The 21,075-nt window shown below is 28.0% G+C and carries 19 protein-coding genes; 16 read left to right on the top strand and 3 right to left on the bottom strand.

Features of this window, described 5'->3' with window-relative positions; genetic code table 11:
• Positions 1-4 precede the first annotated feature (4 nt).
• Genes ACMFBB_RS07660 through ACMFBB_RS07650 form a run of 3 tightly spaced genes read right to left on the bottom strand, consistent with a single transcriptional unit; the run spans position 5 to position 2,819 of the window.
• Positions 5-589 (bottom strand): aspartyl/asparaginyl beta-hydroxylase domain-containing protein, encoded by a 585-nt coding sequence (locus tag ACMFBB_RS07660; protein ID WP_435263828.1) that lies wholly within the window; start codon positions 587-589, stop codon positions 5-7.
• A gap of 41 nt (positions 590-630) precedes the next feature.
• On the bottom strand, positions 631-1,761 hold the full coding sequence (locus tag ACMFBB_RS07655) for a glycosyltransferase (protein WP_435263827.1): 1,131 nt from the start codon (positions 1,759-1,761) through the stop codon (positions 631-633).
• An 8-nt stretch (positions 1,762-1,769) separates the two neighbouring features.
• The gene (locus tag ACMFBB_RS07650) at positions 1,770-2,819 is read right to left on the bottom strand and encodes a hypothetical protein (protein ID WP_435263826.1); all 1,050 of its coding nucleotides are present in this window, start codon (positions 2,817-2,819) and stop codon (positions 1,770-1,772) included.
• A gap of 5,044 nt (positions 2,820-7,863) precedes the next feature.
• Here ACMFBB_RS07650 and ACMFBB_RS07645 point away from each other — a divergent pair.
• From ACMFBB_RS07645 to ACMFBB_RS07570, 16 genes are all read left to right on the top strand, one after another.
• Positions 7,864-8,406, top strand: coding sequence for a hypothetical protein (locus ACMFBB_RS07645; RefSeq protein WP_435263825.1), 543 nt, complete (start codon positions 7,864-7,866; stop codon positions 8,404-8,406).
• Between the two features lie 64 nt (positions 8,407-8,470).
• Complete coding sequence (locus ACMFBB_RS07640; protein ID WP_435263824.1) at positions 8,471-8,959, top strand: RDD family protein; 489 nt, start codon at positions 8,471-8,473, stop codon at positions 8,957-8,959.
• 153 nt (positions 8,960-9,112) lie between these two features.
• Positions 9,113-9,544, top strand: a complete 432-nt coding sequence (locus ACMFBB_RS07635) for a hypothetical protein (protein WP_435263823.1) — start codon at positions 9,113-9,115, stop codon at positions 9,542-9,544.
• Positions 9,545-9,757: 213 nt separating this feature from the next.
• Positions 9,758-10,261, top strand: a complete 504-nt coding sequence (locus ACMFBB_RS07630; protein WP_435263822.1) for a hypothetical protein — start codon at positions 9,758-9,760, stop codon at positions 10,259-10,261.
• Between the two features lie 79 nt (positions 10,262-10,340).
• Entirely contained in the window at positions 10,341-10,829 is a 489-nt protein-coding gene (locus ACMFBB_RS07625) for a hypothetical protein (RefSeq protein WP_435263821.1), read from the top strand.
• Positions 10,830-10,865: 36 nt separating this feature from the next.
• Positions 10,866-11,492 carry an HAD family hydrolase gene (locus tag ACMFBB_RS07620; RefSeq protein ID WP_435263820.1) on the top strand — a complete coding sequence of 209 codons (627 nt, stop codon included), beginning with the start codon at positions 10,866-10,868 and terminating at the stop codon, positions 11,490-11,492.
• A 39-nt stretch (positions 11,493-11,531) separates the two neighbouring features.
• Entirely contained in the window at positions 11,532-11,990 is a 459-nt protein-coding gene (locus ACMFBB_RS07615; RefSeq protein WP_435263819.1) for a hypothetical protein, read from the top strand.
• Positions 11,991-12,688: 698 nt separating this feature from the next.
• Positions 12,689-13,048 carry a hypothetical protein gene (locus tag ACMFBB_RS07610; RefSeq protein ID WP_435263818.1) on the top strand — a complete coding sequence of 120 codons (360 nt, stop codon included), beginning with the start codon at positions 12,689-12,691 and terminating at the stop codon, positions 13,046-13,048.
• Between the two features lie 145 nt (positions 13,049-13,193).
• The gene (locus ACMFBB_RS07605; protein ID WP_435263817.1) at positions 13,194-13,754 is read left to right on the top strand and encodes a hypothetical protein; all 561 of its coding nucleotides are present in this window, start codon (positions 13,194-13,196) and stop codon (positions 13,752-13,754) included.
• A 255-nt stretch (positions 13,755-14,009) separates the two neighbouring features.
• Complete coding sequence (locus ACMFBB_RS07600) at positions 14,010-16,274, top strand: AAA family ATPase (RefSeq protein WP_435263816.1); 2,265 nt, start codon at positions 14,010-14,012, stop codon at positions 16,272-16,274.
• Between the two features lie 148 nt (positions 16,275-16,422).
• Positions 16,423-17,148, top strand: a complete 726-nt coding sequence (locus tag ACMFBB_RS07595; RefSeq protein ID WP_435263815.1) for a hypothetical protein — start codon at positions 16,423-16,425, stop codon at positions 17,146-17,148.
• A gap of 147 nt (positions 17,149-17,295) precedes the next feature.
• Positions 17,296-17,958, top strand: a complete 663-nt coding sequence (locus ACMFBB_RS07590) for a hypothetical protein (RefSeq protein WP_435263814.1) — start codon at positions 17,296-17,298, stop codon at positions 17,956-17,958.
• Between the two features lie 150 nt (positions 17,959-18,108).
• Entirely contained in the window at positions 18,109-18,504 is a 396-nt protein-coding gene (locus ACMFBB_RS07585) for a hypothetical protein (RefSeq protein WP_435263813.1), read from the top strand.
• A gap of 232 nt (positions 18,505-18,736) precedes the next feature.
• Complete coding sequence (locus ACMFBB_RS07580; protein ID WP_435263812.1) at positions 18,737-19,138, top strand: hypothetical protein; 402 nt, start codon at positions 18,737-18,739, stop codon at positions 19,136-19,138.
• 782 nt (positions 19,139-19,920) lie between these two features.
• The gene (locus ACMFBB_RS07575) at positions 19,921-20,424 is read left to right on the top strand and encodes a GNAT family N-acetyltransferase (RefSeq protein ID WP_435263811.1); all 504 of its coding nucleotides are present in this window, start codon (positions 19,921-19,923) and stop codon (positions 20,422-20,424) included.
• Between the two features lie 269 nt (positions 20,425-20,693).
• Positions 20,694-21,020, top strand: a complete 327-nt coding sequence (locus tag ACMFBB_RS07570) for a hypothetical protein (RefSeq protein WP_435263810.1) — start codon at positions 20,694-20,696, stop codon at positions 21,018-21,020.
• Positions 21,021-21,075 lie beyond the last annotated feature (55 nt).

The following is a 21,075-nucleotide window of genomic DNA, read 5'->3' as shown; positions in this document are numbered from 1 at the left end:
TGAATTACATATGTAAATCAATCATTGTTTTTTTTAAAAGTTTAATTTGACTGTTATCCAACATGGTTTGTCCTACTTTTATAAAGTCGATGACCATTACAATTCTATCTTCAGGTGTGTTATTCCAAACTTCATGTTCCATGGAATCGTTAAACATGAGCATTTTTCCTTGCTTCCAAGAACGGGTTTCTTTGCCCACTCTTATAGCACAAGATTTCTCATCCTTTGGAATTTTTAAGCCTAAATGAGTTCTATGTAGATTCCCGTTATTATATAAAAGTTCATCATTTTCTTTAATCCATTCTTTATGAGGATGAATCACCGAAAAAGCAGATAATTTAGAAACTGCTGCAAACGTTATATTTGGAATTTTTCTGAGTAATTCAAAAGTAATGGGACATTGCTTTTCATACTCTTCATTAAATTGATCAATCATTACCAAGAGCATTAACTTCCAACCTCCATCTTTACTATGTTCATAATCAGTGAAGTTTTTTTTGCCTAATACTTGAATTTCATTCCAAATTAGTTCCCATTTTTCTTCTATTTCTAGTAAAAAAGGGAAATTTTCATTTATTTCATAAAACATAGTTTCTTTATTATATTAAACCTTAATTGTTGAGTAAAGAGTTAACGTCCGTTTAATTTGTTTTTAATAATATTTGTAGCTTTTTCCACTCCATTTTCTTTCGATATTTTCTCTGAAAATGAACTTAAATGTTGTTTAATTACTTTATCTCCTAATAACCTATTAATGGAAGTTGTAAGCTCGTTAATTGTTATTTTATCATATGGCTTTGAAATAAGTACGCCTAATTTTAATGTTTGCACTCTTTTACCAATTTCTAACTGTTCCAAATTATTGGGTATAATTAGCATGGGTTTCTTTTTAAGAATACATTCCAATACTGTTCCGTGACCACCGTGACAAATGACTAATTTTGTTTGATTAATGTAAGTGTCTAAATTTATAAACTGACCATCTTGATTATCAGTACTCAAATAAGATAGCTTATACCTATCTGATAAATTTTCAATTAACCAAGGCGTCAACTTTTCCGTACAACCCGTACTTCCAAAAAATAGAAAAACATCATTCTTAGGTACTTTACTGGCAATTTTTCGCCATCCTTTCCAAGAAAATATACCACAATATAACCAATCATCACTCTCATTATCAGTAGTGCTATCAAAAGAGGCTATACTTGGTACCAATTTTTTATATGTATTTAAAGGGTATGGATATCCTCCAAAAATCCTATTACACAAAGAAGGATAACCTATTTTATTTGATAAAAGAAAAACTTCTGTTTTCTTTAAAGCTTCAACCATTAAAGGTGGATAATGATAGTCTAAAATTATAGCATCTGGCTTTAGTTGCTCAATAATTTCTGTATCCTTTTTTAAAATTTGTTTTAAAATTTTAGAGCGCCTTTTTAGCTCCTTTGGTTTTAATTGAGTAGAATTTTCAAGAATTTCTTTTTCCTGTAAATTATTCTGGTTATCATAATAAATCTGTCCAAATTTTTTTGTTGAATCTGCACACATTTCTAATGTGGAAATTAGTGTAATTCTAGGGTCAATTAGATAAAAAAGATCTTTGTAGTAATCTGAAACAGCTATATAAACTTTAAAATTATCCTCGGAAAGTTGTTCAGCTAAAGCTAGTGTTCTTGATAAATGACCTAAAACATTTGATAAAGGAAAAAGTAAAATTATTTTTCCTTTATCATTCTGTTTTTTTTTATCTAAAAAGACCATTACTTGCTTTAAGCTTTTATACTAGTTTGCGTAATAAAATCTTTTTGACCTTTATTTGGAGGGCAATTTAAGTTGAATAAAGCTAAAACAGCCTTTAGTTCATTATAATATTTTTCTACTACATCAATTAAACTATCAAAGTTTGGAATACTCGGAATGTTAATATTAATGTGTAATAATTGATCTAAACCAGGAATTGAAGGTAAAGTAATATGTAATGCTTTTAATATTTCGTTTACTAAACTTTGAATTGGTTTCATTGCCAAACTAATAAAATCACCTAATGTTTTAAATATATCGTATAAACTTACCATATGAGGGTATGGTATTGGAATTGGAATTTTAATAGACATTAAATCATTTTTCAATTCACTTAATAAAGAGATTATTGGTTTTAATACACTTAATACACTTTTAATCCCACTCATAATTTCTGATAATGGATTAAGGGCATCTTTAATAGCATTAAGTTCGTTGTAAAAACCATTAATAGCATTATTCGCAGCTGTCATTGCTTGGTTTAAATAACTATCACCAGGTTCAGCTTTAACAGAAAACTGGTTTAAATAGTTTTCAGAGGTTGTTTTTGGTTGACCGTCTGGTAAGCTATTTACACATCCTACTATTTGATTAAAAGTTGTTAAAAAACTAGATGATTTGGCTTGTACTTGATTAGCAACTAAAATAGCTTTATCAAAAATAGGATCTAATTTTTTTAAATTATTATGTAGTGGAGTTGTTTTAGCGGCTATCTTACTGGCAGCATTTTTTGCTGGTTCTACTTCTTCCATTAAAACTTTAATAGAAGACTGAAGTCCTTCTGCTGCTTCACCTACTTCAGGAATTACATCTACAACGCTTAGTAAGTCGCTGGTAAGTTTTAAAGTATCATATAACTTGTTTAAATCGTTAGATACCGTTTGCGGATATCCTAATACGGTAACAATTTCATCGTTACTGTTTTTAAGTCTTGAAAAATTACCACTTAATTCACCTGCTTCTTGAGGTGTTTTTGTTAAAGTTTGAATAAAACTGTTTGTTGGAGTCATGTTTGCCATGGGCTAAATAATTTATAATGTAAAACGTTGGTTAGGTTAAATAAATGACTATTAAGTTTAATGTTTTTTAACATAATAAGTTAGTGTAACGACTTATTTATCTTAGAATACATCACTGATTCTTATAGTAACCGTTTGTTGAAAAGTAGTTATTCAATCAAATATTTTATAAAAGTTCAGATATTATACAGGATATTAACACTGATTTTTTTAAAACAAGTATTTATACTTAATCTTGTTACTCATACATACCTTTTAACAAATCAAAATTCAGGGATTAATCACTAGAATTATGAAAGAATACCATGAATGCTTCATATTTGTGTATTAGCATATCAATTCTTAGTATAAGCGGAAATCTCTATATTTGAGTTGGTTATGAAATAGATGAACAGCCTAAAATAAATAATAAAAGTTTTATAAACTCGATGTTAATAGTAACGATTGGGTTACGCAATAAAAACGTAAAATGATGATGAGAACGTACAAATTTAAATAAACAGATGGCAACGGAGGGGTTTTTGAAAGTGTTTCCGATAAAAAACACGGTTCAATGAAAGAAGCTTTAGATAACGAAATACTCAAGCGTGCATACTCTTGCCTTAAATGTGAAGCTTTTTAATCTGTAGAAAGATGAATGTAGAAGAAGAGACAGATGAAATAATAGGTTTCTTCAAAGATGATATTGATTTTCGTGGATTTCAAAAAATCGAAATAGAAGAATAGTCTTTCGACCATGTTTATCAAATAGCCCATGTAACAATCATGCTGGATTATTATTACAACGGAACAACACTAATCCCAATAGAATATGATGTTTATGTCCAATATGAATGGAGTTCTTAAAAACAGTAGTATAAAAGCTCCCGAAGGAGCTTAACTTTAATTAATTCATAAATTCTTTTCCCTCAAAAACATTTTATGAGTTGATAGAACAACCTTAATTGATTTAACCCTAAAAAAATTACATTGAAAGTGCTAGATATAGTTCTCTTCCTTTAAACAGTGAATTAAATAATCTGTGTTATAAAAATTAATAGAGAGTTTTACAGAATACTATCTAATATATAAAAAGGATACAATAATCAAGGTTGTAATTTTGGAAATAAAAAAAGGAGCTATACAGCTCCTTCTTCTTGAAACAATGTTTTAAAACCCTTCTAAAAATTCTAATTATTATTGTTTATGAGTTGCAAATATTGAAAGAAATTTTAAGGTGTGAAATAAGCAAAAACACTGAGTTATAATTACGGAAAAGCCATTACCGTAATAAGTCTAAAGCTTAAAAGGAGGTAAAAAAAAGTAGTAGACTAAAACTGCGCAATCAATATATATATGTTGTTTTTTAGAAGGGTTGAAAATATGTTAATGCGCAGTGTATTAATTATAATCCAATAAGGTTTTACTAAATAACAATTTTTAAGTCTTAAAAACAATGCGCTGTAAGCTGATTTGAGTGTAGGTGTAAACACTTATTTTGGTAAGTGAAAACAAGTAGTTGGAAGGTTTTAGGTGGTAAAAAACACTTTTGCCAATATTTAATAAAAATTGCAAATTGAATGTGAATGTTTATCAACAAAAACAGCAAAAGTTGAAATTATAAACTAATACTAGTAAAAAAGAAAAGAAAAAGTCCCCCACGGAATACTTCTTCTTTTCCTCTAACTAACCAAACTATTTACTAAAAATGAAAAATCAAATTCTAAACTATACAATAAATATAATTCAAGAAGTAAAGAAAAAATTTAAGAATTAGACTACATGAACGAAAGTATAGATGAATAGTAAATAAGGTATTGATTAAAAAACAAAAAGTAAAGAAATAAAATTAAGAAAAACGGAAGTAAAAGAAGAATAAAAAAAGCTCCCGAAGGAGCTTAACTTTAATTAATTCATAAATTCTTTTCCCTCAAAAACATTTTATGAGTTGATAGAACAACCTTAATTGATTTAACCCTAAAAAAATTACATTGAAAGTGCTAGATATAGTTCTCTTCCTTTAAACAGTGAATTAAATAATCTGTGTTATAAAAATTAATAGAGAGTTTTACAGAATACTATCTTATATACAAAAAGGATACAATAATCAAGGTTGTAATTTTGGAAATAAAAAAAGGAGCTATACAGCTCCTTCTTCTTGAAACAATGTTTTAAAACCCTTCTAAAAATTCTAATTGTTATTGTTTATGAGTTGCAAATATTGAAAGAAATTTTAAGGTGTGAAATAAGCAAAAACACTGAGTTGTAATTACGGAAAAACCATTGCTGTAATAAGTCTAAAGCTTAAAAGGAGGTAAAAAAAAGTAGTAGATTAAAACTGCGCAATCAATATATATATGTTGTTTTTTAGAAGGGTTGAAAATATGTTAATGCGCAGTGTATTAATTAATATCTAATAAGGTTTTACTAAATAACAATTTTTAAGTCGTAAAAACAATGCGCTATAAGCTTATTTGAGTGTAGGTATAAACACTTATTTTGGTAAGTGAAAACAAGTAGTTTTAAGGTTTTAGGTGGTAAAAAACACTTTTGCCAATATTTAATAAAAACTGCAAATTGAATGTGAATGTTTATCAACAAAAACAGCAAAAGTTGAAATTATAAACTAATACTAGTAAAAAAGAAAAGAAAAAGTCCCCAATGGAATACTTCTTCTTTTCCTCTAACTAACCAAACTATTTACTAAAAATGAAAAATCAAATTCTAAACTATACAATAAATATAATTCAAGAAGTAAAGAAAAAATTTAAGAATTAGACTACATGAACGAAAGTATAGATGAATAGTAAATAAGGTATTGATTAAAAAACAAAAAGTAAAGAAATAAAATTAAGAAAAGCGGAAGTAAAAGAAGAATAAAAAAAGCTAGGAGCTTAACTTTAATTAATTCATAAATTTTTTTCCCTCAAAAACATTTTATGAGTTGATAGAACAACCTTAATTGATTTGACCCTAAAAAAATTACATTGAAAGTGCTAGATATAGTTCTCTTCCTTTAAACAGTGAATTAAATAATCTGTGTTATAGAAATTAATAGAGAGTTTTACAGAATACTATCTAATATACAAAAAGGATACAATAATCAAGGTTGTAATTTTGGAAATAAAAAAAGGAGCTATACAGCTCCTTCTTCTTGAAACAATGTTTTAAAACCCTTCTAAAAATTCTAATTATTATTGTTTATGAGTTGCAAATATTGAAAGAAATTTTAAGGTGTGAAATAAGCAAAAACACTGAGTTATAATTACGGAAAAACCATTGCCGTAATAAGTCTAAAGCTTAAAAGGAGGTGAAAAAAAGTAGTAGACTAAAACTGCGCAATCAATATATATATGTTGTTTTTTAGAAGGGTTGAAAATATGTTAATGCGCAGTATATTAATTATAATTCAATAAGGTTTTACTAAATAACAATTTTTAAGTCGTAAAAACAATGCGCTGTATGCTGATTTAAGTGTAAGTATAAACACTTATTTTGGTAAGTGAAAACAAGTAGTTTTAAGGTTTTAGGTGGTAAAAAACACTTTTACTAATATTTAATAAAAATTGCCAATTGAATGTAAATGTTGATCAACAAAAACAGCAAAAGTTGAAATTATAAGCTAATACTAGTAAAAAAGAAAAGAAAAAGTCCCCCACGGAATACTTCTTCTTTTCCTCTAACTAACCAAACTATTTACTAAAAATGAAAAATCAAATTCTAAACTATACAATAAATATAATTCAAGAAGTAAAGAAAAAATTTAAGAATTAGACTACATGAACGAAAGTATAGATGAATAGTAAATAAGGTATTGATTAAAAAACAAAAAGTAAAGAAATAAAATTAAGAAAAGCGGAAGTAAAAGAGGAATAAAAAAAGCTCCCGAAGGAGCTTAACTTTAATTAATTCATAAATTTTTTTCCCTCAAAAACATTTTATGAGTTGATAGAACAACCTTAATTGATTTAACCCTAAAAATTGTACGTAAAACTTAACTTTTATCAAATATCAATTAAACAAAGATTGATCATAAGGATTAGTGATGGCAGCAATACTATTTGTTGATTTTTGAATACTTATATTATTAAGGGAGTTTAAGGGTATCTAAAAATCAATAAACCTTAAGAAATTTGAATAAATAAGTTAGCTAGACTATTAAGACTAGCTAACTAAGAGTTATATTTAAGAGTCCCTACAAATCCTAAATAAGAAAAACTGTGTATTAACTCTTTTAACGTGTGTTAAGTTAAAAAATTATGAAGAAGTTTTGTTAATACACAGAATAAATACAATGCAAATATTGTAAAACAAAAAGATACTTAAAATAAGTAGAACACTTAAAGTTGTTATGGTACTAACCATTAATTTTAAATAAGTATTAACCATTACTCTAATAGGGTAAACCACTAAAATAGCATTAGAAATAAGATTAGAAGTGGTTAAAAATAAAGTTCAACATCGGTCTGTTTTTAAAAAGAAAAGAGGAACATAGGGGAATTTATTTTCAATAATTGAAGATAATTTATCAAATTAAATTTATAGCAAACAAAGCAATTAATATAATCTGTTTTTATTGTGTGAAAAAAGATTTCAAAACCATTATGAGATTAGTTAATGGATTTGAAATCTTTTGTGAGGGGACGTCTTAAAATTAAATTTTTAAAACTGATAATAAATATAATTTAAGATCTGATTAATTAATTTTTTTTTTGATAAAAGAACAAATTCTATCGATGAATAACAATTTATATAAAATGTAAAAAATCAGAATAAAATAAAACGGTAAGTTCTCCGATACCTTAAAAACGGTAAAACGTTCTTTGACATAATTGTGGTAAGTAAAATTTGAGGATAACAACAACTTTTTGATTTGTATAAAAAGGAATAAAAGATTGTTGTTGTCTTTAAATAATTAATTGTAAAAGTTATATTTGTGAAAAAAAGCACCTTAACAAATAAAGATAAAGAGGAACAAAAGTTCCTTTTATCCGGAAGAATAATCGGATAAACGAGAAATTTATTCTTTATATAAGGAGTTAGCTATAATTTAAGAACAAAGCAGATGTCTATTTTCAAAATCTTCAAGAGAAATACTGAAAAATCTGAAAGTAAATCTGAAATTCTTACACCAATTATTTGCGAAAAAGAAATTGACGAACAGATTTTAAAGCAGATTAACGATATTGATTGGGAAAATTTTGAAACTGCGTATGGAAACGCTCATAGAACTATTCCGAATTATTTGAAAAGTATTTATTGTGAGGACATTAAAATAGCTTTAGAGGCGACACATCAATTATGGTGTTCTTTATGTCATCAACACGCATATATTTCTTCAGCATCATTACCTGCTTATGAAATAATAAGAAATCGCTTAATTGGATGTAATGAGAAATTAAAAGTTGAATTATTAGATATTATGCTTGGGTTTGCTTCTTGTGCGAAGGATAAAACTGATGATAAAAAATATAATGAATTGATTTCGCAAATGAAAATTAAAATAGTAAAAGACAAGGGGATTTTTGAAAAATATACTCAAAATCAAAATGATGATATTAAGGAGTTTGCTGAATTAATTACTGAACAGATAAAAAACTATAGCTAACAAAACCTAAACTGCATTAAAACGCAGCTTAGCCAAAACGTTACCATACATTTGAGAAAAACCGATGAACGAAACAAATTTGACTACTAAAATTAAAACCGAATCAAATATCGGAAACCGAATTGGAGCAGGAATTGTTGACTATTTAATCATTTGTACATTTTTTATCATTTATGTTTACAAATTTGGAAAACCTAATAATGAAGGTGGATATACTGTAAATGGACTACCAGCACTTGTTCCTGTATTATTTTGGGGAATTATGACTGTTGGAATCGAGCAATGGTTCGGAGCAACACTCGGAAATTCTTTAGTCGGACTAAAACCTGTATCAATCCGAAAATCAATTGATAACTCAACTTTTAGCGGAACGGAAGAAAAACTGACTTTTGGACAATCCTTGAAAAGACATTTACTTGACCCAATTGATATGTTCTTTTTTGGACTAATCGGAATTGTAACAATAAAAAACACAGATAGAAATCAACGATTAGGAGATATTTGGGGAAATACAATTGTTGTAAAAAAATCTAAATTGAAAAAAACGGAATAAAAAAACGTATGGTAACACCGTATATAATTAATTGCTTGGTCACTGCCGACTTACGAAAATTCCTGCGGAATTTTCACGGGTTCGGGAAAGTTTGCTAATTTAGTCGCTTAACCACGCAACTAACCATACACAAATACGTTACCCACAATTAAAATGAGAACGAAAAAAGCAAAAAGATATGACCAGCAAATTGATCGAGAGATTGAAAAATCAATAGTTCGATTCTCAGAGCATCTTATGTCTAACTCAAAGTGGGTCCGTTTGATAGATTGCCTTGTTGACGGTTCAAAATGGATTGAAAAAATTGAATTTAAAAAAGTTCAAAACGAACAGATAGGCGAACTTTTTCTTGAAGAAGACACAACTTACGGATTTGATTATTGGCAAAACGGATTTGAGGGACATAATTCGCTTGGAGGTTGGTTGACCTTCAAAGAAATTGAATATCTAATTTTTCCAAAAATTGTCGGAACTGAGCCTTCAAAGGAACAAAACATAACAAAGATTCAAGGATTAATAGAAAGTGTCGGACAATTTGCGCTTGATACAGACGAGGACAGAATAAAATTGATTTGTTATCGATAAAAAGAAAAAAGTGGGTAACACTGTATATAGCAAATAGGGCGTTCTGTGGTTAACGAAAGTTCAGTCCTATTTACCAACACCGCCAAATCGTTGATTTGGTATTTATGAATGATTAATTTAAAAACAAAATACAACGCTTTGGCTCAGTGCAAACTCGAAAGTATAGTGCTTTCTACTGCCCTAAATGCCATATACTAACCGTTGTACATAATTATGAAAAAACGAATTCTGATAATATTTCTACTTCTGATTTCAATGAAATTTTTTGCTTGCTCTTGCGAGTGTAATTGGAATTGTAGATTCGGTGCGATTTCAGATAATCAGGAATTTGTTGCTCTAATCAAAGTAATTGAATATTCTGACTTTTTAGAAAACGAAATCCATGACTATAATGGAAAAATGCCTTATTCAATGTCTGTCGAAGTGATCAAAAAATATAAAGGTTCTGAATCACGAAAAAGATTTAAGATTTGGGGAGATAATGGAGTTTTGTGCCGACCATACATTGCGGAATTTGAAGTCGGAAAGTACTATTTAATTGCACCTTCCAAAATAGAAAGCGATTCGGGTGATGAACAAAACGGAGATTACGATTTTTTCTCTTGTTGGAATGATTACCTAGAAGTGGATTACGAAAAAAAAATAGCTTACGGAGAATATTCTTGGTGGCGAAAAGAAATTACGCTAGAAAAATTTGAAAGAAAACTTGAAAAATAACTATGCACAACACCACCTAAACTGCATTAAAACGCAGCTTAGCCAAGACGTTGTAGTGAATTCAAAAAATGAGTTTTGAATGAGAAAGATACTAAATATTAAAGATGATGAAGTAATTCTTTATGAGATTACTGACCAATACTTGTTCGATTGTAATAAGTCTAACATCGCAATAGAGAAAAAAAAACTCTATTTAGACTATTTAAATAATTGTGATTTTGAAAGTATTTTACTCGACCAAACCGAATGCATCTTTTCAAAAGATTTGATAACACATTTTGAAACTATAAAAACAGATGGTGATTGGTTATGGAGTGGAGACTTAGAACATTATTTTGACAGATTTAATTTTTTTTGGCCCGAAGATCATTTGAAGAAAATTGAAAAATCTAACTATAAAATGACTAAAGAGTCGAAAATAATAATAAATGAACGAAATGATCTGGAGGCTAAACTATATAATCATAGTTATTTGCCAATTGATTCGGATCCCTTCCAAGATTTAATTGTTCAAAACAGAAGAATTACAAGAATCAAACTCACTACAACACCACCTAAACTGCATTAAAACGCAGCTTAGCCAAACCGTTATGTGTAATTAGAAATGAATAATATTAAAACAATAGTTTTTGATTTATATAATACACTGATTGAGATAAAAAAATCAAATCATTTCTTTTTGAAATTGTTTAAAAATTCTCAAGACGGTTTCGGACTTGATGCTTCGTCATACCTTCAATTGGTAATGAAAAATGATATAAATAAACTAAGAAATATTTTACCTATTGAGTTTTCATATTTATTTGATGAGAAACAAAATGATTTGATAAATGAGTTGGAATCTGTTATTATTTATACAGAGGTTATAAATGTACTTCGAGATTTAAAACAGAGCTTCCGAATTTTCTTGATTTCTAATTTGGCATCACCATACAAGAAACCTGTTTTTTCGTATAATCTAGATCAATATTTTGAGAAAATGATTTTCTCCTGTGATTATGGCTTTTTAAAGCCAGATAATGAGGTTTTTAAAGAGATAGAAATAATTACAAATCATAGACCAAGTGAAATATTGATGATAGGAGATTCTTTTAAATCAGATATTATTGGGGCGAGAAAAATGAAATGGAATTATTTAAAAATTAATCGTAAAACTCTCATTTCAAAAGATTATGAAATAAATGATTTAAACGAGATAAAAAAACACATAACAAAACCTAAACTGCATTAAAACGCAGCTTAGCCAAAACGTTGTGTACAATTTAAAAAAATGAAAAATCTACTAACTTTTACATTCCTAATCTTACTATTTAGTTGCGATTCAAAAGTGGACGGATTTTTTTATATCTCAAATGGAAGCAGAGACCAATCTAAAATTCCTTTGCGATTAATCGTGGATAATGACACAATATTTGACCAAGATGCCAAATACACAAATATTGCACCTGATTTACAATACATCGAAAACAAAAAACTGACTAAAGGAAAACATCAAATAATTTTTGAAGTCACAAATTCAGAATTGAAACGAATAGAAAGAGTGGAATTTAATGAGGACAAATGGATTTTTATATCATACGGATTTAAAAAACCAGCTGATTCAATTAGGAAAGCCGAATTAGACAAAATTTTTGGTGGAATTAGGGACTCAACTAATCTATTTTTATATGAAGGACGAAAACCAAGTCTAATGTTTCATATAATGGATAAAGAACCTATACATCATTAAAAAACTGTACACAACAATGGCTATAATTCATTGTGGTTTTGTGCCACACCAAAGTATAAGTATAAATCAATGGTTGATTTTTCAGTGGAATAATCCTGTGGATGATTCCACAACGAAATCATAGCCGAGACCGTTACCATTAATAGTGCTGAATGAAATTTGAGATTACTAAAAAGCTCAAGAAAGTATTTTAAAAATATCGTTTATTTAGCAAATTATTAAATTAATATCCTTTTTTGGGAACTAAACGCCAAAGTGTTCTCTGTCCATTTAAAAATATGTTGAAAATATTGAATATGTAGTTTGTAATTAAAAAATTATAGGCTTGCGTTCTGCCTCGTTCTTATTCCAAAAAAGGTGTTGGTGCTTAAAACTATGTACCAACCTAAACGCTTTATGGTTTAGTATATCTTCCATGTTTGATTGTTTAAAATTAAAGGTGTTTTCTGTTTATATAGTTAAGGCTAGCGTTCTGCCTCGGTTGGTTTTAGGAGTATCTAGTATAGCTTCAGTTTTTACATTTGGTTTGTGTAGCACTAAAAAGGGTAACAAAGCATATAAAAAATTGCTACATTCTTACTGGTTTCAAATATTTTACTAAATTTGATACTTAAAAAAGCTATGAAAACTTCCGAACTAAAATTCGCAACTTTTCATATCCTTAAACGTTGTGTATAATTCCCAGAAATAAAGTGGTGATGAGGAAATGGATAAAAAAATATAAAGATAAAAAAGAACTTAAAAAATCCAATTGGGGAAGAGAATATGGCTGGCACATTGAATATAAGGGTATAATTATAGGAGAACTTATAAATTGTGAATGGATGGATATGTTTTGGGATACTTATATTATAAAAGCTAGGGATGAAAAATGGAATAAAATTTTAACTGAACCTATATATTGGGATAATTTCAAATTTAAAAATCAACATTATAATCAATATGCGATTTATGGTTTTCCTGGAGGAGGATATGAAGCTGAAATTAAACTTAATAAAAGAATAAGTATGAGAGGTTTATATTTAACCGAAATAAAAACTATACACAACAAAACCTAAACTGCATTAAAACGCAGCTTAGCCGAAACGTTGCCAACAATGCAAAATTGATACTATGAAAATGACTAGATTCCTAATAATAGCAGTCTTAATAATATTTTCCTTTTCAAGTTGTCAAAATTATGAAAGCGAGAAATATATAAAAATGGAGAATGAAGCCATTAATGATATAATTCTTGAAATGACAAAATTTGAGGAAATGAAAGAGCTAAATGAATTCCGAAAAGAAAAGCTAAAACTTTATGTTTTATCAACATTAGATACAATAACAGCTTATACAATAAAACCAACTGGATATGATATTGGTGCGAATGGAATTGATTATTCAAAGGAGAGAATTGAAAAAAATAAAAATAAATTTGAGAAAGACTTAAGGCAATATGAGTTTGAGAAAAAAATTTTCATTGACTTAAAAAAAGGAAAAATTAAAACTCGAGAATTGAATAATTCTATTAAGAATGAAAAATTAAATATTGAATTAATAACAAGAGAGAAGATTGATGTATTGGAAAACTTTGATACTAAAAAAAATGAATTTGGCTATTTATTCATTTCAAGAATAGTTTTTAATAGAAATTTCACGAAAGGTTATTTACGTTTTGACTTTATTTGCGGAGATGGTTGTGCTTGGGACAGTAATATTGAAATTAAAAGAGTTAATGGAAAGTGGAAAATAACAGAATACTTTTCTGGAGGAATTGCATAAAAACAAAAAAACACTGTTGGCAACACGGTGTATAAAACATAGCTAATAAGCGCAAAACTGAAAGGTTTGTGTATATTTAGAAAGTCCGCCAAATTTTTAATTTGGCTTTTAAAAAGAGATAAATTAAAAACAAAATATAAAAATTCGGCTCTGTGTTAATCCGAAAAGTTAGTGTATTTTTACATGCTACGTTTCATACACAAGACCGTTGGGCAACATACGGAACAACCATCATCATCAAACAAATTATTTCAAGTGATAGTAAAAATCAACAAACTCAAAAATTTCGGAATTTATCAGAACTTTGTTTGGAATCAATTGGATAAATTCAAAAAAGAGAATTTAATTTATGGTTGGAATTATTCTGGAAAAACAACACTTTCTAAACTTTTTCAAAATTTAGAACTTAAAAATAAGGACAAATATTTTTCAGGTTCTGAATTTGACATTTCTACCGAAAAAGATAATGTATTAACAACTCATAACCAAAATAGCTTAGAGAGTCTTCCATATGAAATTAAAGTGTTTAATTCTGAATATGTAAAAAGAATCTTCACTTTCGATATACCTAATTCAGAAATTCAACCAATATCATTTTATCTTGGAGACCCTTCAGGAGAGTTGGATAAAAAAATCAAAACATTAGATAAAAAGAAATCTCAATTAGAAAATATTCGAGATAATCGTTATCTAAAAATAATAAATGAATTCAAAAATTATAATAAAACAAGTGGTAAGTTTTCAGCTAAAGCAAAGGAAATTAGAGAAAACTATCTTGACAATAAACTTGACCAAAACAAATTAAACAAAGCTGTAATACAAAAAATTACAAATAAAGTTAAAAACGATACTTCTAAATATATTCTAACTGACGTTATCAGAGATAACACAAAGAATGAAGCTATTTCAGAAAATACTTTTATATCACAAAAAGAAGATTATAGTTTTGTAGAAAGCCTTGAAACACTTATCAGTGATGTAAAGATTATTTTAGAAGACACAGCACCAAAATCAATTCCTTTTCCAGAATTAGAAAACGACAAGACTTTATTTGATTGGGTTCAAACTGGAATTAAACTACACGAAAAAGAAGAAAACTGTAAATTTTGTACAAAAACTTTACCAGAAAATAGAATTAATAATTTGAACTCTTATTATTCTAAAAAGCTTAAAGATATACAAGATGCAATTTCAAATTCTTTAGAAAAAATTGAACTAGAAAAAGAAAAATTGAAGATAGCATTTCCAGACAAAAAAAATCTAGGAAATAGCTTTCAAGTTGACTATCAAAACGCAGTAAATAATTACAATAAAAAAGTAAATGTTTATAAAACTCAACTTAAAATCTTAGAAAAAGATTTAAAACGAAAATCTGAAAATTATTTTAACAATATAAATGCTACAGAAACTGAAATTATTAGTTTTCACGATGATTTTGAAACCATTAAAACTGCTGTGAAAGCACATAATATATGGTTAGACAAGTTCGACGACAATAAGAAAAAAGCATTGGAAAAAATACTTAATCATTACGTTGCAAAATATTTAGAAACGGAAGATTATATTAGTAATGAAATTAAAAAAAATGAATCTGAAACAATTGTAAATAATATAAATACAAAACTAGCAACTAACAAAGCTGATAAATTAGACCTTGAAACAAAATTAAAAAGTACAGTAAAAGGTCAAGAAGAGTTAAATGCTATTTTGGAAATTCTTTTACATCGTAACGATATAAAAATTGAAATACGAAATGATAAATTTACTCTTGAAAGAAGTGGGCACACAGCAAATAATTTAAGTGAAGGAGAAAAATCAGCTATTGCATTTGCTTATTTTTTGACTCAATTAAAGTCATTAAGAAATGATGAGCCGCCAAAATTACCTAATACAATTATATTTATTGACGACCCTATTTCTAGCTTAGATAGTAATCATATTTTCCAAGTAAGGTCATTGCTTCAAAACTTTTTCAAAAAAGAAGAGAAAGATTATCTTCAGTTATTTATTTCTACTCATAATTTTGAGTTTTTTTCTGTTATGTATGATTCTGGCATATTTAGTAAAACTAAAAAAGAAGTTAATAGACCACTTTACTTAATCAAAAGGAATAAATTAAATTGTTCTACAATTGAGAAACTTCCTAAAATGTTCAGTCAACATAAATCTGAATATGTAGGCTTATTTAATATTCTTAATGAATTTAATAACCTTGAAAATAAAGAAGATTTTCCACATCTATTAATATTACCTAATGCTTTAAGGAGATTTTTAGAATTATATACACTTATGAAATATCCAACTGAACTAGAAGTTGATAAAAGAGTTTCAGCAATATTTAAACCCGAAGACAAACCTTATTACGGAACAAAATTACTTCATTGGTTTTCACATCAAAATCAATTTGAAAAAGTACAACAACACGATGATAAAATATTGCAAATAGAAGATGCAATTAATGATTTATTAGTTCACATAGAGGAAAAAGATAAATTACATTGGAAAGGACTAACGGAGTAAAGTACGATTGCCCAACACCGTATATAATTTATTGCTGGCTTCTCGCCTACTTACGAAAGTCCTCGCGGACTTTCTTGGTCGGTAATTATTTACTAAATTAGTTGCTTACAACACGCAACAAACCATATACAAACACGTTACCACACATATGAAAAAAAGCCTTTTAATAATATTCAATCTACTATTTTCAATTTCGTTGTTTAGTCAAATAGCTGAATTTAGAGCTGATACTACAAGCCTAAAAAAAAGAACTGGAAATAATGAGATAGTTTATAAAAAGGCTCTGGAAATGGAATGGATTATAAACGGAAAAAAACTATTTTTCGGATCTAAACCAATTAAAGTTATTCCTAATGAAAAAAAGATTGACACCATTCTCTTTCGTAATAGTTCGAATTCAAAATATGATTTAATAATTTGTAATATATCAGAAGCTAGTAAATTTTCGTTTGAATACAATACTTGTTGTGGTGGATTTAATGTGCGTAAGGAAAATAAAGGCAAATTGAGTAGAGATATAATATTTGAGATTTCTAAAAAGGACGAAAATGATATATATCTAGGAACTTTAGGCGAAACAGGAATATTACTCAAAAAAGACAATGTTGAAAATCACATAAATGAAATTTGTAGAAGCGCTATGAGTCCGAATATTTATTCCATTGCAGTATCAAAAATTCGAAAAAACTGTGACTCCTTGGAAAATTGTGAGGAATTGCTCTGCGAAATACGAGATGGACAAGCTAAAGGTGGATTTGAATACGAAGTTATTGAAAAGAAAATTGAATTTCTATATATGCCATTAGATGATAAAATATTGAAAATCATATTTCACGAAAAAACTAATAGGACTGAATTAAAATACGTGTGGTAACAAAGCGTATAGTTAATTGCTATTTCTTGCTAAATCAAAGGTAAGTGATTTTTTATAAAGCTATTGTTTAGCTAAAAAAATTGTACATTTAAACACGCAACTAACCATACACAAACCGTTGCCCATAATGCCCAAAAACCAAACTGAATGGAAGAAATTTTAAAATATATCGGAATATACTCCGGAATAACAATTGCAATCACTGGATTGGTTGGTTACATAGCTAAAAGAATTATTGAACAAGTTTTGAATAAAGATTTAGAAAAGTTCAAAACGGAATTGGAATCGCAAAATAGAATAGCGAAATTAGGGTTTGATAAGGAAATGGAAACCTACAAATCTGACTTGAACCTTATCAGTACAAGACAAAATTTACTCCATTCAAATAGAAGTCAGATAATTTTAGAGCTTTATCAAAAATTGGTGGAATTGCATAATTCAATGTTAGACATGACAGCCCGTATGCGAATGGTAACTGGAAAAGATCAAGAAACAATAGAAAGTGAAGAGCTTGAAAGAATTAATAAAACTGGAGAATTAGGTAATAATTTTTTCAAATTCTATCAATTTAACAAAATATATTTCACACCAAATATTTGTAAATTAATACAAGAAATTCAAGATGAACTTAAAGAAAGCCACTCTGAGTATTCATTCCGACATTTATGGGGTTTGCCACCTTCTGAAATGACTTACGGAATGGCTAAGAAAGCAAATGACAAAGTCAAAGATGAAGTTCCTAAATTAATGAATAAACTGGAGTATGAATTTAGGAAAAGTATTGGAGTTATAGAAGAAAAGGCAGAGTAGCACTATGGGCAACACCGTGTATAATTAATTGCTTGGTTTTAGCCTATTTACGAAAGTCCTCGCGGACTTTATATCTATGATTTATTTACTAAATTTAGTGCTTAAACACACCACTAATCATACACAAACACGTTGGCAACAATATAAAAAATGAGTCATAAAAGGAAAAATCGGAAAGTAACTTTTCTAAAAAAACTTACTGTAAAGGAAACAATTGAACGAGGTCAAACTGAATTGGAAATCAACAGTACTGAAAAGCTATATGATTATCTAGTTTCAGAATTACCAAACTCTGTAGACTTTAAAGATTTATATAATCTGTGTTTTTCTCTTTTTTGCACTCTGGACATTCTACCAGATCAATTGAGGTCTTTAAAAATTAATAAGGATGTTTTAGCTAAGACTTTCTCTAAGTTATCTATTACAAAAAATATTCCTGGATATTCAAACGAAAAAAATTGGATTGAGCAAATTGATGGATTTTTAAATCTTAAAAACAACTTTCCTAATCATGAAAAATCTAGAACATTAATTAGAAGGAATTAAAAAAAACTGTTGCCAACAAAATGTATAATTAATTGCTTTCGGATTTATTCCTTCGGAAAAATCTCGCAGACAATTAATATCATGTATTTTAATTATTTTTACGCTAAAATTACGCAACTAACCATACACAAATACGTTGTGTGTAATGCAAAAAACTTCTGGATTTACTAATAAATTTTGATGTTAATTGTAACAAAATTTTGTTTTAAAAGACCTATAATAAACTAAAACTATGAATACAAAAATATTAATGGTGACAAGTTCAATATTCTTAATTATTTTTGGACTTGGATTAACCTTTGTTCCAAATGAAATATCTGGATTTATAAACGCAGGCATGAACCAAACTTCAATTCTGTTTTTACAAATATTGGGTTCTCTATATTTAGGGTTTGGAATGCTGAATTGGATGAGTAAAAATAACCTAATTGGTGGAATTTACAGTAAACCTTTAATCATAGGAAATTTCGTTCATTTTTTAGTGACATTTTTTGCATTAATCAAAATCGTCGGAAAATATTCTGAAAACGAATTTTCGATTATCCTTACTATAACAATAATATATACTGTTTTCACTTTTTGTTTCGGCTATGTATTCATGAAAAATCCAAATAAAGTGGCTAGTTCGAATTGAAAAAACATATAAAAACGGAACACATATTGATTATAAAAAAAAGGATGGAAAAGCACTACACACAACAAGAGGGTATATTTTATTGTTGCGAAAGTGGTAATTTTTAAAAACAAACGTATAAACAAAATTTGGTTTTTATTTAATAACTTTGAACCAAAACACCACAACAAACCATACCCCAACCGTTACCATTAATAGTGCTGAATGAAATTTGAGATTACTAAAAAGCTCAAGAAAGTATTTTAAAAATATCGTTGATTTAGCAAATTATTAGATTAATATCCTTTTTTGGGAACTAAACGCCAAAGTGTTCTCTGTCCATTTAAAAATATGTTGAAAATATTGAATATGTAGTTTGAAATTGAAAAATTATAGACTGGCGTTCTGCCTCGTTCTTATTCCAAAAAAGGTGTTGGTGCATAAAACTATGTACCAACCTAAACGCTTTATGGTTTAGTATATCTTCCATGTTTGATTGTTTAAAATTAAAGGTGTTTTCTCTTTATATAGTTAAGGCTAGCGTTCTGCCTCGGTTGGTTTTAGGAGTATCTAGTATGGCTTTAGTTTTTACATTTGGTTTGTGTAGCACTAAAAAGGGTAACAATGCATATAAAAAATTGCTACATTCTTACTGGTTTCAAATATTTTACTAAATTTGATACTTAAAAAAGCTATGAAAACTTCCGAAATAAAATTCGCAACTTTTCATATCCTAATACGTTACCACACATTAGAAAAAAACTCAAAGCCAAATGAATAACTATATTTTCGAATCCGAAAGATTGGGGTTTAGAAATTGGAATGAAAATGACAAACTTAAAATGGGGGAAATAAATTCTGACCCTAAAGTTATGGAGCATTTTCCTGCTATTCCAACACAGAAACAGACTGATGAATTCATTGAGAGAATGCAACATCAGTTTTCTAAAAATGGATTCTGTTATTTTGCTGTTGACAAACTTGACAATAAAGAGTTTATCGGTTTCATAGGAATTGCCGAACAGAACTTTGAATCTGACTTTACACCTTGTGTGGATATTGGATGGAGATTAGCTAAAACAGAATGGGGGAAAGGGTATGCGACTGAAGGAGCTAAAAAATGTCTTGAATTTGCATTTAACGAAATTGGGCTTGAGAACATTAAATCTATTTGTCCAGAGATAAATGATAAATCGGAAAAAGTGATGAATAAAATCGGAATGAGAAAGACTAAGAGTTTTAATCATCCCTTACTTTCTGAGTATAAGGGATTGGAAAAATGTGTACTGTACGAAATTAAAAGATAACGTGTGGTAACAATATGTATAATTAATTGCTGAGCTTAGGTGACTCTAGATAGTATTCTTTGAAACCAAAAACAGATAATTTTTACCTACATTTGGTAAAAAAAATCGCAACTAATCATACACAAACCGTTGCCATTAATGCGAGAGTAAGTTTTCGGAATCGAATTTTAAATCGTAAAAAATATAGATTTTGAATAAAATATCGAATAATTTCACACTCAAAAATTGAGCAAATTTCCGGAATTTGAATGCATAAATTAGCTCAAAAAATGAAAAATATTTTAGTATATGATAAAAACATAAATCTTATTATAATTGGATTTATCACATCTTGGGGAATTACTTTTTATTGGAATGATATAACAAATATCATAGTTGATTTGTTTGGGATGACGGAAAAAATAAAAATATCTGATCATCAAACTATTAAAAAAACACTCTTTTTCGCAAATACAATCGGATTGATGTTTGCTACTATAAAAATATTTGAATCAAAATCAAGTAATTTAATCTTCAAAATTCTAATTGTTATTATTTTAATAATATGGTTTATTATATTAATAGCTCATACAGTAGCTTTTGGGTTAGTTTCTTAAAAACAGAATGATGACTAATAGATTAAATTTGAAAAATGAATAAAAAAGCACCAAT

Source organism: Tenacibaculum sp. nBUS_03 (genome assembly GCF_051201695.1).
Taxonomy (GTDB): Bacteria; Bacteroidota; Bacteroidia; order Flavobacteriales; family Flavobacteriaceae; genus Polaribacter.
Note: the sequence above shows the minus strand (reverse complement) of the source record. Positions and strands in the feature narration are given on the sequence as shown.

Bases quoted from the DNA above. Each gene is read 5' to 3' on its own strand.
- ACMFBB_RS07625 (WP_435263821.1), top strand. From the start codon at position 10,341: ATGAGAAAGATACTAAATATTAAAGATGATGAAGTAATTCTTTATGAG.
- ACMFBB_RS07615 (WP_435263819.1), top strand. From the start codon at position 11,532: ATGAAAAATCTACTAACTTTTACATTCCTAATCTTACTATTTAGTTGC.
- ACMFBB_RS07570 (WP_435263810.1), top strand. From the start codon at position 20,694: ATGAAAAATATTTTAGTATATGATAAAAACATAAATCTTATTATAATT.
- ACMFBB_RS07640 (WP_435263824.1), top strand. From the start codon at position 8,471: ATGAACGAAACAAATTTGACTACTAAAATTAAAACCGAATCAAATATC.
- ACMFBB_RS07580 (WP_435263812.1), top strand. From the start codon at position 18,737: ATGAATACAAAAATATTAATGGTGACAAGTTCAATATTCTTAATTATT.
- ACMFBB_RS07635 (WP_435263823.1), top strand. From the start codon at position 9,113: ATGAGAACGAAAAAAGCAAAAAGATATGACCAGCAAATTGATCGAGAG.
- ACMFBB_RS07590 (WP_435263814.1), top strand. From the start codon at position 17,296: ATGGAAGAAATTTTAAAATATATCGGAATATACTCCGGAATAACAATT.
- ACMFBB_RS07660 (WP_435263828.1), bottom strand. From the start codon at position 589: ATGTTTTATGAAATAAATGAAAATTTCCCTTTTTTACTAGAAATAGAA.
- ACMFBB_RS07605 (WP_435263817.1), top strand. From the start codon at position 13,194: ATGGAGAATGAAGCCATTAATGATATAATTCTTGAAATGACAAAATTT.
- ACMFBB_RS07650 (WP_435263826.1), bottom strand. From the start codon at position 2,819: ATGGCAAACATGACTCCAACAAACAGTTTTATTCAAACTTTAACAAAA.
- ACMFBB_RS07595 (WP_435263815.1), top strand. From the start codon at position 16,423: ATGAAAAAAAGCCTTTTAATAATATTCAATCTACTATTTTCAATTTCG.
- ACMFBB_RS07620 (WP_435263820.1), top strand. From the start codon at position 10,866: ATGAATAATATTAAAACAATAGTTTTTGATTTATATAATACACTGATT.
- ACMFBB_RS07610 (WP_435263818.1), top strand. From the start codon at position 12,689: ATGAGGAAATGGATAAAAAAATATAAAGATAAAAAAGAACTTAAAAAA.
- ACMFBB_RS07630 (WP_435263822.1), top strand. From the start codon at position 9,758: ATGAAAAAACGAATTCTGATAATATTTCTACTTCTGATTTCAATGAAA.
- ACMFBB_RS07585 (WP_435263813.1), top strand. From the start codon at position 18,109: ATGAGTCATAAAAGGAAAAATCGGAAAGTAACTTTTCTAAAAAAACTT.
- ACMFBB_RS07655 (WP_435263827.1), bottom strand. From the start codon at position 1,761: ATGGTCTTTTTAGATAAAAAAAAACAGAATGATAAAGGAAAAATAATT.
- ACMFBB_RS07645 (WP_435263825.1), top strand. From the start codon at position 7,864: ATGTCTATTTTCAAAATCTTCAAGAGAAATACTGAAAAATCTGAAAGT.